11 protein-coding genes are annotated in these 15,116 nt (G+C 43.4%); 5 read left to right on the plus strand and 6 right to left on the minus strand.

The features are described 5' to 3' along the window. Positions 1–1,299: 1,299 nt before the first annotated feature. From M8332_RS02125 to M8332_RS02145, 5 genes are all read right to left on the minus strand, one after another. Positions 1,300–4,599 carry a hypothetical protein gene (locus tag M8332_RS02125; RefSeq protein ID WP_252780539.1) on the minus strand — a complete coding sequence of 1,100 codons (3,300 nt, stop codon included), beginning with the start codon at positions 4,597–4,599 and terminating at the stop codon, positions 1,300–1,302. 51 nt (positions 4,600–4,650) lie between these two features. Beyond that, on the minus strand, positions 4,651–6,939 hold the full coding sequence (locus M8332_RS02130) for a hypothetical protein (RefSeq protein ID WP_252780540.1): 2,289 nt from the start codon (positions 6,937–6,939) through the stop codon (positions 4,651–4,653). Between the two features lie 30 nt (positions 6,940–6,969). Further along, the gene (locus tag M8332_RS02135; RefSeq protein ID WP_252780541.1) at positions 6,970–8,157 is read right to left on the minus strand and encodes a hypothetical protein; all 1,188 of its coding nucleotides are present in this window, start codon (positions 8,155–8,157) and stop codon (positions 6,970–6,972) included. Positions 8,158–8,259: 102 nt separating this feature from the next. Then, positions 8,260–9,417 carry a hypothetical protein gene (locus M8332_RS02140; protein WP_252780542.1) on the minus strand — a complete coding sequence of 386 codons (1,158 nt, stop codon included), beginning with the start codon at positions 9,415–9,417 and terminating at the stop codon, positions 8,260–8,262. Positions 9,418–9,552: 135 nt separating this feature from the next. Beyond that, positions 9,553–9,723, minus strand: coding sequence for a hypothetical protein (locus tag M8332_RS02145; RefSeq protein ID WP_252780544.1), 171 nt, complete (start codon positions 9,721–9,723; stop codon positions 9,553–9,555). Positions 9,724–9,898: 175 nt separating this feature from the next. On the opposite strand from M8332_RS02145, the gene M8332_RS02150 reads away from it, so the two are divergent. Continuing rightward, positions 9,899–10,354, plus strand: a complete 456-nt coding sequence (locus M8332_RS02150; RefSeq protein ID WP_252780545.1) for a hypothetical protein — start codon at positions 9,899–9,901, stop codon at positions 10,352–10,354. A 51-nt stretch (positions 10,355–10,405) separates the two neighbouring features. Here the strand turns inward: M8332_RS02150 and M8332_RS02155 are convergent, their stop codons facing one another. Beyond that, entirely contained in the window at positions 10,406–11,554 is a 1,149-nt protein-coding gene (locus tag M8332_RS02155) for an ArgE/DapE family deacylase (RefSeq protein ID WP_252780547.1), read from the minus strand. Between the two features lie 140 nt (positions 11,555–11,694). On the opposite strand from M8332_RS02155, the gene M8332_RS02160 reads away from it, so the two are divergent. The 4 genes from M8332_RS02160 (at position 11,695) to M8332_RS02175 (ending at position 15,008) form a co-directional block, all read left to right on the plus strand. Next, positions 11,695–12,384 (plus strand): type 1 glutamine amidotransferase domain-containing protein, encoded by a 690-nt coding sequence (locus tag M8332_RS02160; protein ID WP_252780549.1) that lies wholly within the window; start codon positions 11,695–11,697, stop codon positions 12,382–12,384. Positions 12,385–12,470: 86 nt separating this feature from the next. Next, a complete protein-coding gene (locus tag M8332_RS02165) occupies positions 12,471–13,076 on the plus strand; it encodes a hypothetical protein (RefSeq protein WP_252780550.1) in 606 nt (201 codons plus the stop codon). 158 nt (positions 13,077–13,234) lie between these two features. Continuing rightward, positions 13,235–13,759: a GNAT family N-acetyltransferase gene (locus tag M8332_RS02170; protein WP_252780552.1), complete on the plus strand. Its 525-nt coding sequence runs from the start codon at positions 13,235–13,237 to the stop codon at positions 13,757–13,759. 22 nt (positions 13,760–13,781) lie between these two features. Beyond that, complete coding sequence (locus M8332_RS02175; protein ID WP_252780553.1) at positions 13,782–15,008, plus strand: ArgE/DapE family deacylase; 1,227 nt, start codon at positions 13,782–13,784, stop codon at positions 15,006–15,008. Positions 15,009–15,116: the final 108 nt, after the last annotated feature.

Genomic DNA, 15,116 nt, shown 5'->3' on the forward strand with positions numbered 1-15,116 from the left:
TCATGAGAGTCTCAGCAACTTACGGAGTCTCTCGCATGCGATTGAATTTAGTATTTCATATACGTCATTGGAAATTCCGAGTTTGATGACCTCGGCATCGATTGTTAATTCAATGAGCATCCAAACGTCACAGTTACACTCCTATACCGCAAAAATCCTTGGTGATAATCAGCTAGGAATCAGTTCATCGTTAAGTGTGAAGTACTCTGAGGAAGCCAGCACTAGTTATCAAAGTAGCTTGCAGGCTGCCCAAGAGTTACAAGCCCAATTGGACTCGCAACTAGCTTCAGCCAGTGATTCACTTGATCTGCAAGCTAACTCGGCCTTTTATTCGACTAGTACAGCAACCAGTCGGGCCTTTCAAACTTCAGTCCAGCATTCCCAATCCACGTCGCAGTCGATCGTGGATGCAAGTGTGAAGGTTAGTGAATATAATTCTACGAGTTATAGTTCGTCTAAATCTCAAAGTGAGTATGATGCATTACCGTGGTTCTTTGGACGTGGGTCTGCTTCAAGGTCAATGTCCGTTTCAGATGCCTATTCAACCGAGTATTCCATTGTAGACTCACGGAATCTGGCCCCACAGTCGAAACGGACGTCCCAGTCGATTGCAACTTCGCTTTCGCAATCCTTGCAGGGAAGTGCGCAATTGTCAGCGTCAACTAGTCAATCACTGACGGAATCTAGCAGTGCCTCAACTAGTGCCTCGATCTCAACGCCAGCTTCGGTGGCGACCTCAATTTCACAATCAGCCTCGACGGCTTATAATCAATCATTGATAGCCAGTTTAGCATTGTATTATGCTTCGCTAAGTATTTTGGGTAGTCGTGAAGCCTCAGATGTGGCTAGTACATCGGCACAAGCCAGTACCAATGAGGTGCGTGCTTCAGTCTCGGCTTCAACTTCTAGTAGTCAATCAGCGAACCAGAGTCAGTCACAATCCGTATTAGGAGCAAGAGCCAGTGAATCTAGCTATGATTCAGCATCAGCCTCTGGTAGTGCGTCAACCTCGGATTGGGCTAGTCAAGCGGCAGCAACCAGTGCTTCTCGGTCGGCAGCAACTTCATTAAGTAGTCAAAGGCAGATGGATGCAATGAGTACGTCTGCACGACGGTCAGTGAATGTGAGCTTTTCGACTTCATTGGCAACTAGTCAATCGGTTCAAATGAGTACGTCGGCCTCTGTAGCGAATTCGATGAATGCACAATCGGAGAATACGGATAGTCGAGGATCAGAATCACGAAGTTCCTCGTTAGAACAAAGTAGAATTAATTCATTTTCAACCTCAAGACGGATGAGTCAAAGCGGGAGCGCCTCAGCTTCATTTAGTTTGAGTGCGCAACAACAACGTTGGCGGTCAGCCAGTCGGTCAATTTCATTTGCAAACAAGGTGCTTTCTAATTCACTGTTAACTAGTACGGCGCAGTCCCAATCAGCTTCGCAGAGTAAGTTAGACTCACTGTCAACTTCAGCTTCGCAAAGTAACTCGCATTCGGCTTCGTTAAGCACTTCTAACCGTGTTTCAGCTTCGCAATCTAATTCTGAAAGTACTTCTAAGCTCGTAAGTGCTTCGACATCAAAACAAAATTCTGCGAGTGCTTCGGCCTCAGAATCTAATTCAGAGATTAAGTCAACATCGCTTTCCGAATCAGAAAGTACGTCAACTTCACTAAGCAATTCTGGATCAAAATCGGAGTCCGAAAGTGCTTCGGCATCGAAACAAAGTTCCGAGAGTGTTTCAACTTCAGAATCTAATTCGGAAGTTAAGTCAAAATCGGTTTCCGAATCTGGAAGCACGTCAACTTCAGAATCTAATTCAGAGGTTAAGTCGGCTTCATTATCTGAATCTGGAAGCACTTCAATTTCGCTAAGCAATTCTAGATCAAAATTGGATTCCAAAAGTACATCGGCATCGAAACAAAGTTCTGAGAGTGCTTCAACTTCAGAATCCAATTCGGAAGTTAAGTCAAGATCGGTTTCCGAATCGGACAGTACGTCAATATCTCTAAGTGATTCAATATCAAAAGCAAAGTCAGAAAGTGCTTCGGCATCGAAACAAAGTTCTGAAAGCAGTTCAACTTCAGAATCTAATTCCGAAGTTAGTTCAACTTCGCTAAGTGACTCGACATCAAAAGCAGATTCGGAAAGTGCATCAATCTCAGAATCCAATTCCGAAGTTAGTTCAACATCGGTTTCCGAATCAGAATCCGACAGTACCTCAACTTCACTAAGCAATTCTGAATCAAAAGTTGATTCAGAAAGTACTTCAGCATCGAAACAAAGTTCCGAGAGTGTTTCAACTTCAGAATCCAATTCGGAAGTTAAGTCAAGATCGGTTTCCGAATCAGGCAGTACTTCAACATCGCTAAGCAATTCTGGATCAAAATCGGAGTCCGAAAGTACATCGGCATCGAAACAAAGTTCCGAGAGTGTTTCAATCTCAGAATCTAATTCGGAAGTTAAGTCAACATCGGTTTTCGAATCGGACAGTACGTCAATATCTCTAAGTGATTCAATATCAAAAGCAAAGTCAGAAAGTGCTTCGGCATCGAAACAAAGTTCTGAAAGCAGTTCAACTTCAGAATCTAATTCCGAAGTTAGTTCAACTTCGCTAAGTGACTCGACATCAAAAGCAGATTCGGAAAGTGCATCAATCTCAGAATCCAATTCCGAAGTTAGTTCAACATCGGTTTCCGAATCAGAATCCGACAGTACCTCAACTTCACTAAGCAATTCTGAATCAAAAGTTGATTCAGAAAGTACTTCAGCATCGAAACAAAGTTCCGAGAGTGTTTCAACTTCAGAATCCAATTCGGAAGTTAAGTCAAGATCGGTTTCCGAATCAGGCAGTACTTCAACATCGCTAAGCAATTCTGGATCAAAATCGGAGTTCGAAAGTACATCGGTATCGAAACAAAGTTCCGAGAGTGTTTCAATCTCAGAATCCAATTCGGAAGTTAAGTCGACATCGGTTTCCGAATCCGACAGTACGTCAACTTCGCTAAGCAACTCTGTATCCATAGCAGATTCGAAAAGTACTTCGGCATCGAAACAAGGTTCTGAGAGTTCTTCAATTTCTGAATCCAATTCGGAAGTTAAGTCCATATCGCTTTCTGAATCTGGAAGTACGTCAACTTCACTAAGCAATTCTGGATCAAAAGCAGATTCGGAAAGTACTTCAGCATCGAAACAAAGTTCTGAGAGTAGTTCAATTTCAGAATCTAATTCGGAAGTTAAGTCCATATCGGTTTCCGAATCTGGAAGTACGTCAACTTCGCTAAGCAACTCTGTATCCACAGCAGATTCAGAAAGTACTTCAGCATCGAAACAAAGTTCCGAGAGTGTTTCAATTTCGGAAGCTAATTCCGAAGTTAAGTCAAGATCACTTTCCGAATCTGGAAGCACGTCAACTTCACTAAGTAATTCTGGATCAAAATCGGAGTCCGAAAGTGCTTCGGCATCGAAACAAAGTTCCGAGAGTGTTTCAATTTCGGAAGCTAATTCCGAAGTTAAGTCAAGATCACTTTCCGAATCCGGAAGTACTTCAACTTCACTAATCAACTCTGTATCCACAGCAGATTCAGAAAGTACTTCGGTATCGAAACAAAGTTCAGAAAGTGCATCAATCTCAGAATCCAATTCTGAGTTTAAGTCAAGATCACTTTCCGAATCTGGAAGCACGTCAACTTCACTAAGCAATTCTGGATCAAAATCGGAGTCCGAAAGTACTTCGGCATCGAAACAAAGTTCCGAGAGTAGTTCAATTTCGGAAGCTAATTCCGAAGTTAAGTCAAGATCGGTTTCCGAATCCGGAAGTACGTCAATTTCGCTGAGTGACTCGACATCAAAAGCCGAATCAGAAAGTACATCTGATTCAAAGCAAAGTTCCGAGAGTGTTTCAATTTCAGAATCCAATTCGGAAGTTAAGTCAAGATCTCTTTCCGAATCTGGAAGTACGTCAACTTCACTAAGCAATTCTGGATCAAAAGCCGAGTTAGAAAGCACTTCCGCGTCCGTTAGTACATCGGTATCTCTTAATGATTCAATATCAAAAGTTGATTCTGAAAGTACATCGGCATCGAAACAAAGTTCAGAGAGTGCATCAATCTCAGAATCCAATTCCGAAGTTAGTTCAACATCGGTTTCCGAATCAGAATCCGACAGTACGTCAACTTCGCTAATCAACTCTGTATCCACAGCAGATTCCGAAAGTACATCGGCATCGAAACAAAGTTCAGAAAGTTCATCAATCTCAGAATCCAATTCGGAAGTTAAATCAACTTCACTTTCGGAATCTGGAAGTACGTCAACTTCGCTAAGCGATTCTGGATCAAAAGTTGATTCGGAAAGCACTTCAGCATCGAAACAAAGTTCCGAGAGTGTTTCAATTTCAAAATCAAATTCGGAGTTTAAGTCAACATCGGTTTCCGAATCCGGAAGCACTTCAACTTCGCTAAGCAACTCTGTATCCACAGCAGATTCCGAAAGTACTTCAGCATCGAAACAAAGTTCTGAGAGTGTTTCAATTTCGGAAGCTAATTCCGAAGTTAAGTCAAGATCACTTTCCGAATCAGGCAGTACTTCAACATCGCTAAGCAATTCTGAATCAAAATCGGAGTTCGAAAGTACATCGGTATCGAAACAAAGTTCCTAGAGTGTTTCAATCTCAGAATCCAATTCGGAAGTTAAGTCGACATCGGTTTCCGAATCCGGCAGTACGTCAACTTCACTAAGCAATTCTGGATCAAAATCCGAATCAGAAAGTACCTCGGAGTCGAAGCGAAGTTCTGAAAGCAGTTCAACTTCAGAATCTAATTCCGAAGTTAGTTCAACTTCGCTGAGTGAATCGACATCAAAATCGGAGTCCGAAAGCACTTTAGCATCGAAACAAAGTTCCGAGAGTGTTTCAACTTCAGAATCCAATTCGGAAGTTAAGTCGACATCGGTTTCCGAATCTGGAAGCACTTCAACTTCGCTAAGTGACTCGACATCAAAAGCAGATTCGGAAAGTGCATCAATCTCAGAATCCAATTCCGAAGTTATTTCAACATCGGTTTCCAAATCAGAATCAGAAAGTACGTCAACTTCACTAAGCAATTCTGAATCAAAAGCGGATTCCGAAAGTACTTTAGTATCGAAACAAAGTTCCGAGAGTGTTTCAATTTCAGAATCCAATTCGGAAGTTAAGTCAACATCGCTTTCTGAATCCGACAGTACGTCAACTTCACTAAGTGACTCGACATCAAAAGCCGAATCAGAAAGTACATCTGATTTAAAGCAAAGTTCCGAGAGTGTTTCAATTTCAGAATCCAATTCGGAAGTTAAGTCAACATCGCTTTCTGAATCCGACAGTACGTCAACTTCACTAAGTGACTCGACATCAAAAGCCGAATCAGAAAGTACATCTGATTTAAAGCAAAGTTCTGAGAGTGTTTCAATTTCAGAAGTTAATTCAGAGGTTAATTCAACCTCGCTTTCTGAATCCGACAGTACGTCAACTTCGCTAAGAAACTCTGTATCAAAAGCAGATTCCGAAAGTACGTCGGAATCAAAGCAAAGTTCTGAGAGTGTTTCAATTTCAGAATCTAATTCAGAGTTTAATTCAAGCTCGCTTTCTGAATCCGACAGTACGTCAACTTCGCTAAGCAATTCTAGATCAAAAGTGGATTCCGAAAGTACTTCAGCATCGAAACAAGGTTCTGAGAGTACTTCAACTTCTGAATCCAATTCGGAAGTTAAGTCCACCTCGCTTTCCGAATCTGGAAGCACTTCAACTTCACTAAGCAATTCTGTATCCACAGCAGATTCCGAAAGTACCTCGGAGTCGAAGCGAAGTTCTGAAAGCAATTCAACTTCAGAATCTAATTCCGAAGTTAAGTCCACGTCGCTATCCGAATCAGAAAGTATTTCTGGATCTTTGAGTGCCTCAGCATCCAAAGCAGATTCAGAAAGTACGTCGGAATCTAAGCAAGGTTCTGAAAGTGCATCAATCTCAGAATCCAATTCGGAAGTTAAGTCAAGATCACTTTCCGAATCTGGAAGCACGTCAACTTCACTAAGCAATTCTGTATCCACAGCAGATTCCAAAAGTACTTCGGCATCGAAACAAAGTTCTGAAAGCAGTTCAACTTCAGAATCCAATTCGGAAGTTAAATCAACTTCACTTTCCGAATCTGGAAGTACGTCAACTTCGCTAAGCGATTCTGGATCAAAAGTTGATTCGGAAAGCACTTCAGCATCGAAACAAAGTTCCGAGAGTGTTTCAATTTCAAAATCAAATTCGGAGTTTAAGTCAACATCGGTTTCCGAATCCGGAAGTACTTCAATTTCACTAAGTGACTCGACATCAAAAGCAGATTCGAAAAGTACTTCGGCATCGAAACAAGGTTCTGAGAGTTCTTCAACTTCTGAATCCAATTCAGAATTCAAATCTATTTCACTTTCCGAATCGGTCAGTACTTCAGTGCTATTAAGTGAATCAGTATCCACAGCAGATTCCGAAAGTTCGTCGGAATCAAAGCAAAGTTCCGAGAGTGTTTCAATTTCAGAATCCAATTCCGAAGTTAAGTCCACATCGCTAAGCAATTCGTTATCTACAGCAGATTCCGAAAGCACTTTTGCCTCGAAGCAAATTTCTGAGAGTGCTTCAACCTCAGAATCTAATTCCGAAGTTAAGTCCACATCGATTTCCGAATCCGGAAGTACGTCAACTTCGCTAAGCAATTCTGGATCAAAAGTTGCTTCAGAAAGTACTTCAGCATCGAAACAAAGTTCTGAGAATGCTTCGACTTCAGAATCTAATTCCGAAATTAAGTCCACATCACTTTCCATATCAGGAAGTATTTCTGGATCTATGAGTGCCTCAGCATCCAAAGCAGATTCAGAAAGTACGTCTGAATCTAAGCAAGGTTCTGAAAGTGCATCAATTTCAGAATCCAATTCGGAAGTTAAGTCCACATCGCTTTCTGATTATGAAAGTACGTCAACTTCACTAAGTGAGTCGACATTAGCATCGAAACAAGGTTCTGAGAGTTCTTCAACTTCTGAATCCAATTCAGAATTCAAATCTATTTCACTTTCCGAATCGGTCAGTACTTCAGTACTGTTAAGTGAATCAGTATCAACAGCAGATTCCGAAAGTACGTCGGAATCAAAGCAAAGTTCTGAGAATGCTTCGACTTCAGAATCCAATTCGGAAGTTAAGTCAACATCACTTTCCAGAACAGGAAGTATTTCTGGATCTATGAGTGCCTCAGCATCCACAGCAGATTCGGAAAGTACTTCGGCATCGAAAATAAGTTCCGAGAGTGCTTCAATTTCGGAAGCTAATTCCGAAGTTAAGTCGGTTTCATTATCCGAATCCGGAAGTACGTTAACTTCGCTAAGCAATTCTGGATCAAAATCAGATTCCGAAAGTACATCGGCATCGAAAATAAGTTCCGAGAGTGCTTTAATTTCAGAATCCAATTCCGAAGTTAAGTCGGCTTCATTATCCGAATCCGGAAGTACGTCAACTTCGCTAAGCAATTCTGGATCAAAATTGAATTCCGAAAGCACATCGGCATCGAAACAAAGTTCTGAGAGTTCTTCAATTTCAGAATCCAATTCCGAAGTTAAGTCGGCTTCATTATCCGAATCCGGAAGTACGTCAACTTCGCTAAGCAATTCTGGATCAAAAGTTAATTCAGAAAGTACTTCTGCGTCGCAGCAAAGTTCTGAGAGTGCTTCAGCCTCAGAATATAATTCCGAAGTTAAGTCCACATCGATTTCCGAATCCGGAAGTACGTCAACTTCGCTAAGCAATTCTGGATCAAAAGTTGCTTCAGAAAGTACTTCAGCATCGAAACAAAGTTTTGAGAGTGCTTCGACTTCAGAATCCAATTCGGAAGTTAAGTCCACATCACTTTCCAGATCAGGAAGTATTTCTGGATCTATGAGTGCCTCAGCATCCACAGCAGATTCGGAAAGTACTTCGGCATCGAAACAAGGTTCTGAAAGCAGTTCAACTTCAGAATCCAATTCGGAAGTTAAGTCCATATCGGTTTCCGAATCTGGAAGCACGTCAACTTTGCTAAGTGACTCGACATCAAAAGCAAACTCAGAAAGCACTTCTGCGTCTAAGCAAGGTTCTGAAAGTGAATCAATCTCAAAATCCAATTCCGAAGTTAGTTCAACATCGGTTTCCGAATCCGGAAGTACGTCGATTTCGCTGAGTGACTCGACATCAAAAGCCGAATCAGAAAGTACATCTGAATCAAATCAAAGTTCTGAGAGTAGTTCAATTTCAGAATCTAATTCCGAAGTTAAGTCAAAATTGGTTTCCGAATCAGAATCCGACAGTACGTCAACTTCACTAAGCAATTCTGAATCAAAAGTTGATTCAGAAAGTACTTCAGCATCGAAACAAAGTTCCGAGAGTGTTTCAATTTCAGAATCCAATTCGGAAGTTAAGTCAACATCGCTTTCTGAATCTGGAAGCACTTCAACTTCGCTAAGTGACTCGACATCAAAAGCAGATTCGGAAAGTGCATCAATCTCAGAATCCAATTCCAAAGTTAGTTCAACATCGGTTTCCGAATCAGAATCCGACAGTATGTCAACTTCACTAAGCAATTCTGAATCAAAAGTTGATTCAGAAAGTACTTCAGCATCGAAACAAAGTTCCGAGAGTGTTTCAATTTCAGAAGTTAATTCAGAGGTTAATTCAACCTCGCTTTCTGAATCCGACAGTACGTCAACTTCACTAAGTGACTCGACATCAAAAGCCGATTCAGAAAGTACATCTGATTTAAAGCAAAGTTCCGAGAGTGTTTCAATTTCAGAAGTTAATTCAGAGGTTAATTCAACCTCGCTTTCTGAATCCGACAGTACGTCAACTTCGCTAAGAAACTCTGTATCCACAGAAGATTCCGAAAGTACATCGGCATCGAAACAAAGTTCCGAGAGTGTTTCAATTTCAGAATCCAATTCTGAGGTTAAGTCAACATCACTTTCTGAATCCGGCAGTACGTCAACTTCGTTAAGCGATTCTTTATCCACAGCAGATTCCGAAAGCAATTCTGCATCTAAACAAAGTTCCGAGAGTGTTTCAATTTCAGAATCCAATTCCGAAGTTAAGTCGGCTTCATTATCCGAATCCGGAAGTACATCAACTTCACTAAGTGAGTCGACATCAGCATCGAAAATAAGTTCCGAGAGTGCTTCAATTTCAGAATCCAATTCTGAGTTTAAGTCCGCATCGGTTTCCGAATCTGGAAGCACTTCAACTTCGCTAAGTGACTCGACATCAAAAGTAGATTCGAAAAGTACATCAGCATCGAAAATAAGCTCTGAAAGTTCATCAATTTCAGAATCTAATTCGGAAATTAAGTCAAGATTACTTTCCGAATCCGGAAGTACGTCAACTTTGCTAAGCAATTCTGGATCAAAATTGAATTCCGAAAGTACATCGGAATCGAAACAAAGTTCTGAAAGTTCATCAATTTCAGAATCTAATTCGGAAGTTAAGTCAAGATTACTTTCCGAATCGGATAGTACGTTTGCATCTTCAAGTTACTCTATATCAAAATTAGACTCCGAAAGCATCTCTGCATCGAAGCAAAGCTCCGAAAGAACTTCAGCTTCTGATGCTAATTCGGATGTTAAATCGATTTCACTTTCCGAATCGTTGAGTGAATCAACTTCATCGAGGGTTTCGACATCCAAAGCAGATTCAGAAAGCACCTCAGCGTCGAAGCAGAGTTCTGGAAGTATTTCGATTTCTCAATCAAATTCGTTAGTAGCCTCGACTTCATGGTCTGTATCGGAGCAGACTTCTACAAGCAGCACCACTTTTGAACAAGCTACAGAAACGAATACAAAGATTTTCTCACCAACTGTTACAAGTGATGGCGGGTCAGTGAACCCGGTTAGAGTTAGCAACGTTGGACAACCCCGGCAGCAACTAGGAACGCCAACTAATGCCACTAGTGGACAATCTAGTACCCAATTTGCAAATAACCATTACCAAGGGGTATCACAACCACAAGCAGGAGGAAATAATGTTAATGGGATTTTGCAGGCCAGTGATCAGCCGGTTGCCCAGACCATTACCGGTCTTGCTCATCCTAGTGGAACGGGGAACGTTGCTAGTCTAGCAAGTTCGCAGTCGATTCCAGCTACCAACAGAACCACGCAGCAACGGTTAACGAAGACTAAGCATCCCACTGCAATTAACCGGCATCATCAGGCAGCGCATGTGCGTAGAAGTGGCCTAGGTGAGCACGCCGTTAGTTTTGGGGTAGCAGGTGCTACGGGCTTGTTATTCCTCGCTCATCTAGGAAGACAACTCAGAAAGAAACATCATAAACGCTAGTTCAGTTGATTAGGCAGCAAAAAAGACCTCGTGATTTTCACGGGGTCTTTTTTAGTGGTTAGTGTTGACGCCATTGTTAAGCATCAGCTGTTGGTAAATGTCAATGAAGTTGAAGTACATTTGTTTATCGATGTACTCATCTGCACTGTGTAGAGATTGATTGCCAGGGCCAAAGATCATGAAGGGGAAGTCCTCCGCTTGATTAACTAAGAATTTGGCGGCATCTGTCGTATAGGTTCCACCAAAGGTTGAAATTGGGTGTCCTGAGACCTGTGCTCCAACTTGCTGACCACGTTTTACCAGTTGATTTTCAGCTTGACCATCGACAGGGGGCAAATTCATGAGCACCCGTACGTCAAATTGATACTTCGAAGCTTGGTGCTGCAACTGGTTTACAGCGGCTTGAATGGTGTCGAGGACGGCAGCATTATCAAATTTATCGATGGTGCGGGCGTTTAAAGCGACCGTTGCCGTTCCTGGAATGGAATTAACCTGGTCGCCACCGCTTAACACCGTAAAATTAAATAAAAAGTCGCCGGTCGCGGGATCAGTGGCGTGAATTTGGCTCATTCGTTGGTTAATAATTGTGAGGAGATCCAACAAGTTCTGAACGGCATTATTGCCGAGCTGCGGCATTGAACTGTGGGCAACCTGGCCCTTGGCTTCAATCTGGACATCAAGCGAGCCCTTGTGCGCATAGCAAATTTGATAGCCGGTTGGTTCACCAATAATTAGGGCTGAGGCATCGTCCAGATATCCCTGGTTGGTGAGTTGTTCGGCACCGTATTCACCGACTTCTTCACCAACCGTTAGGAGAAACCGCACAGTACCGGGAAGGGGAGTCTGACTTTCTTTAAGGTCAATCATGGCGATTACCATGGCAGCCAGACTACTCTTCATATCGCAGGCGCCACGGCCGTATAGTTTGCCATTCTTTTCGGTAAGGATGAATGGATCGGTATCCCAGTCACCACCCGCCGCAACCACGTCGGCATGGCCACTAAAAACGGTAACCGGCGTTCCCTGACCAATTTCGGCCACAAGATTGGCACGCCCAGGCGCATATTCAACTTGGTTTGTCGGAATGTCGTGCTTGGCAAACACTCGGCCGAGGTAGTCCGCAACTTCTTCTTCGTGATCATTGACGGATTGAATGGCAACTAAGTCCGCCAGCAGTTGGATTCTTTCGGTTGGGTTCATAGTAGTCGTCCTTTCTTTTTCTACTAGGATAACCGAAACCGTCGAAAAGTCAATTTAGTTGTGATTAATTAAAATCAATCTGGTTGCTAGCGGTTAAATTGGTTAGAATAGGGATGGATAAGCTAAAGGGAGCAAAAGGAATGACAAAAAAGATTTTGGTAGTTGAAACAAATGTGGCTAATTTTGCCGGGACAAATCATCTAACTGGTTTATGGTTAGGCGAGTCGGCAGAATTTGTTGCTAAGGTGCAAGCCGCAGGGTTAGCAGTCGATTATGTTAGTCCCAGCGGGGGTTACGTTCCGTTGGATCCGCGGAGTATGAAACCTAATTACGTTGATGACAACACGTTACGGACGTACTTAACCCATGATTATCAAACGCGGGGGTTAGCGGAGACCTTAAAGCCCGACCAGGTTAATCCGGCTGATTACGTGGCACTCTACTTTACTGGGGGTCACGGGGTGATGTTTGATTTTCCTAATAATTCGGAATTACAGGGACTGGCGAAAACGGTTTATGGGAATGGTGGCTACCTTTGTACGGTTTGCCACGGCATTGCCGGGCTCTTGAACGTTAAGTTAGCGGACGGGAACTACTTAATTGCCGGGAAAAAGGTTACGGGTTTTACGACTAGCGAAGAATTACTGAGTGGAAATTCAAAACGAGTTCCGTTTCTAAATGAAAAGGTCGCCACTAGTCACGGCGCCCAGTTTGTCAAAGAACGAGCGTTTAAACGTTTTGTCGTGCAGGATGGTCAATTAATCACGGGGCAGAATCCGGCGTCACCGCAGGCAGTTGCTGATCAGTTATTAACTAATCTCCAGGCGTAGGTAGATATCCGGATGACAGAAAGGGGTCGGGCACCATTAAACAGAGTAAACAATCACACCGCGCATTGACTAACTGGGGGCTTCGCGTGGCCACCGTGATTTGGATTCTGTTATTCCTCAGCTTTTTTACGTGGGGAATTCATCTGTATGCAGAACGCGATCAGAGCAGCGACCGGTTAGCCTTTGTTAGTTCGTTAATTGGGTTTTCCGGGATTATTTTTCCGGGATTGTGGTCAGTGGCAAACCTACGGACACAACTCCGCGCCGAGCGCCGCAATAGTTTCGATGCCTCGCTTGGCTTGGAAAAGTATCAGGGTTATTCCGAGATTTCTCGGGAGTTAATCACGGTGGGCCGCAAGCTTCCGACGTTGCCACTGACACGGGAACACGAACTAGAAAGTTATAACGACGATCTCAATAAAACGTTAACTTTTAATGAGGACTATTTTAACTTGCTCGAGGTTTCCTCTGACCGGAGCCACGATGAGCAGTTGGTAACGCAGTTTCAACAGCGCCACCACACGATTTGGACGCAATGGCAACAGTTAGCGGCTCTGCTACAACAAGTTGGAAACGATCAGCCCACGGAACCGCAGCATCAAGTGATTAAGCAGCAGACCCAGCAGTTACGGCAGTCCCTGGGCGATCTCTCGTTGTTTGTCATGCGGTGTGCTAACAGCCAATTAGAGTAAGCCGGTGCAAAGAGGACCGGTAATTTTTCCAAGCTAAATCCGAACATTATGTTTGAATTTAGCTTTTTTTCGGCTGATTTTCATTTGACTTCCATTCAAAATGAGCTATACTAACAAAAATTACTGACAAACAGACTACGTTGAATATTGGAGTTCGCATGACGACTGAAATTAAACATCTAACCAACGAGCCACAAATGGTAACAGAATTACACGATTTAATCGTTAATACTTTTTGGGATACCTACCGTGGCTCGAGTGCGGATGCTAACATCGCTGCTTATTTGGACCAGGAGTATTCGCCAGCGCGGATTAAGGAACAGTTAGCAGAAGCTAATTGTGCCTTTTACTTTATTATGGTCGATGGTAAAATTGGTGGTTACATGAAACTCAATTTTGGAGAGGCCCAAACCGAGGATTACGATGGCAAGTCGATGGAAGTAGAAAAGCTTTATGTACTGCCAGAATTTAAACGGCACGGATTTGGGACCCAACTGTTGGAATTTGCGGAACAAGTAGCACGTGCGCGTGCGGCCGACTACATGTGGCTGGGAGTGTGGAGTGAGAACGAAAAAGCGAAGGCCTTTTATCATGAAATTGGCTTTCGGCAAACGACGACCCATACCTTTAAATTGGGGGATGATCCGCAAACCGATTTGGTTCTCGTCAAAAAATTAAAATAAGTTGCAAAGTTAGGTGGATGAAATGGAACGACAGGCAAAATTAGCAATCCTGGAACGGTTAGTCGGGTTTCAGACAACCGGGGGTAATGAATTAGCGGTTGCGCAGTACCTTCAGTCCGTATTAGCTGAACATGGAATTACCAGTGAACTTCAGGAACTGGGGAACCACCAGGCAAATTTAATTGCCGAAATTGGAACGGGCCAACAACCGGTGTTCACGGTGAGTGGCCACTTAGACACCGTTGCGGTTGATGAAGCGGAATGGGCTACCGACCCATTTGAGCTGGTCCAAAAGGATGGCCAGTTCTATGGCAGTGGTGTGACTGATATGAAAGGGGGCGTGGCCGCCCTAGTGATTGCCATGATTGACCTCCATGATCACCAGGTCCCCTTACAGGGGACGCTGCGGTTAATGTTGACGGCCGGCGAGGAAGCCGATATGCACGGCTCGCGCAAGCTCCATGCTGACGGTGTGATGCGTGATTCTTCAGCGCTACTAATTGCTGAACCGACTGGGTACCGAACCGTGTATGCTAACAAGGGGGAAGTTGATTTTGTGGTGACCGCACTTGGTAAAGCGGCCCACAGCTCCCGTCCTAACTTTGGCATTAACGCCATCCAGAATTTAATGGACTTTTTAGAAGTCGTTAAGACGAAGATTGAGCAGACAGCCACTGCGAACCCCGATCCCATCTTAGGGAAAACGACCTTTACGGTTGACTTATTTCGCGGTGGGATTCAAATCAATGCGATTCCAGCCAAGGCGGAAGCGCAGATCAATACCCGGATTGTTCCGGAGTACGATAACGAGGCGGTAATTGCCGATTTTAAAGCCGTATTAGCCGACTTTAATGCGCACCACGAGGGGGAAATTCAAGTGAAATTATTGATGAACATTCCGCCGGTGGTTGCCAACCCCGATTCACGGTTGATTCACGAGATTATCAAGCTGGCCACGCCCTACATGCAACAGATGCACTACTCGGCGGAAGAACAGCAGCAGGGCGCTGAAATGCTTGCTAAGCAGGGTTTTAACCCATTTGCAACTGATCAATTGGAAGTGTTGAGTGCGGCGGGAGGAACGGATGCCTCAGAGTTGTTACGCGACGAGTTGCAAGGTGCTAACTACGCTGTGTTTGGTCCCGGGAACCCGCTTAAAATGCACCAAGCCAACGAATCTGCTTCGGTGCAAATGTGGTTTGATTTCATTGAAATTTATGAGAAATTATTCGCACAATATTTGAACTAGGTTAGATCTGATCATTGGATAATGGTCGGTTTTTTGTTGGAACAGTGGTTTAGGTACTAAAGACTGATTTTAAAGGTTAGCGGAGGTAGCAATGAAACATCGTGCATC

Origin of the sequence: Fructilactobacillus ixorae (genome assembly GCF_024029915.1) — a bacterium.
Lineage (GTDB): Bacteria > Bacillota > Bacilli > Lactobacillales > Lactobacillaceae > Fructilactobacillus > Fructilactobacillus ixorae.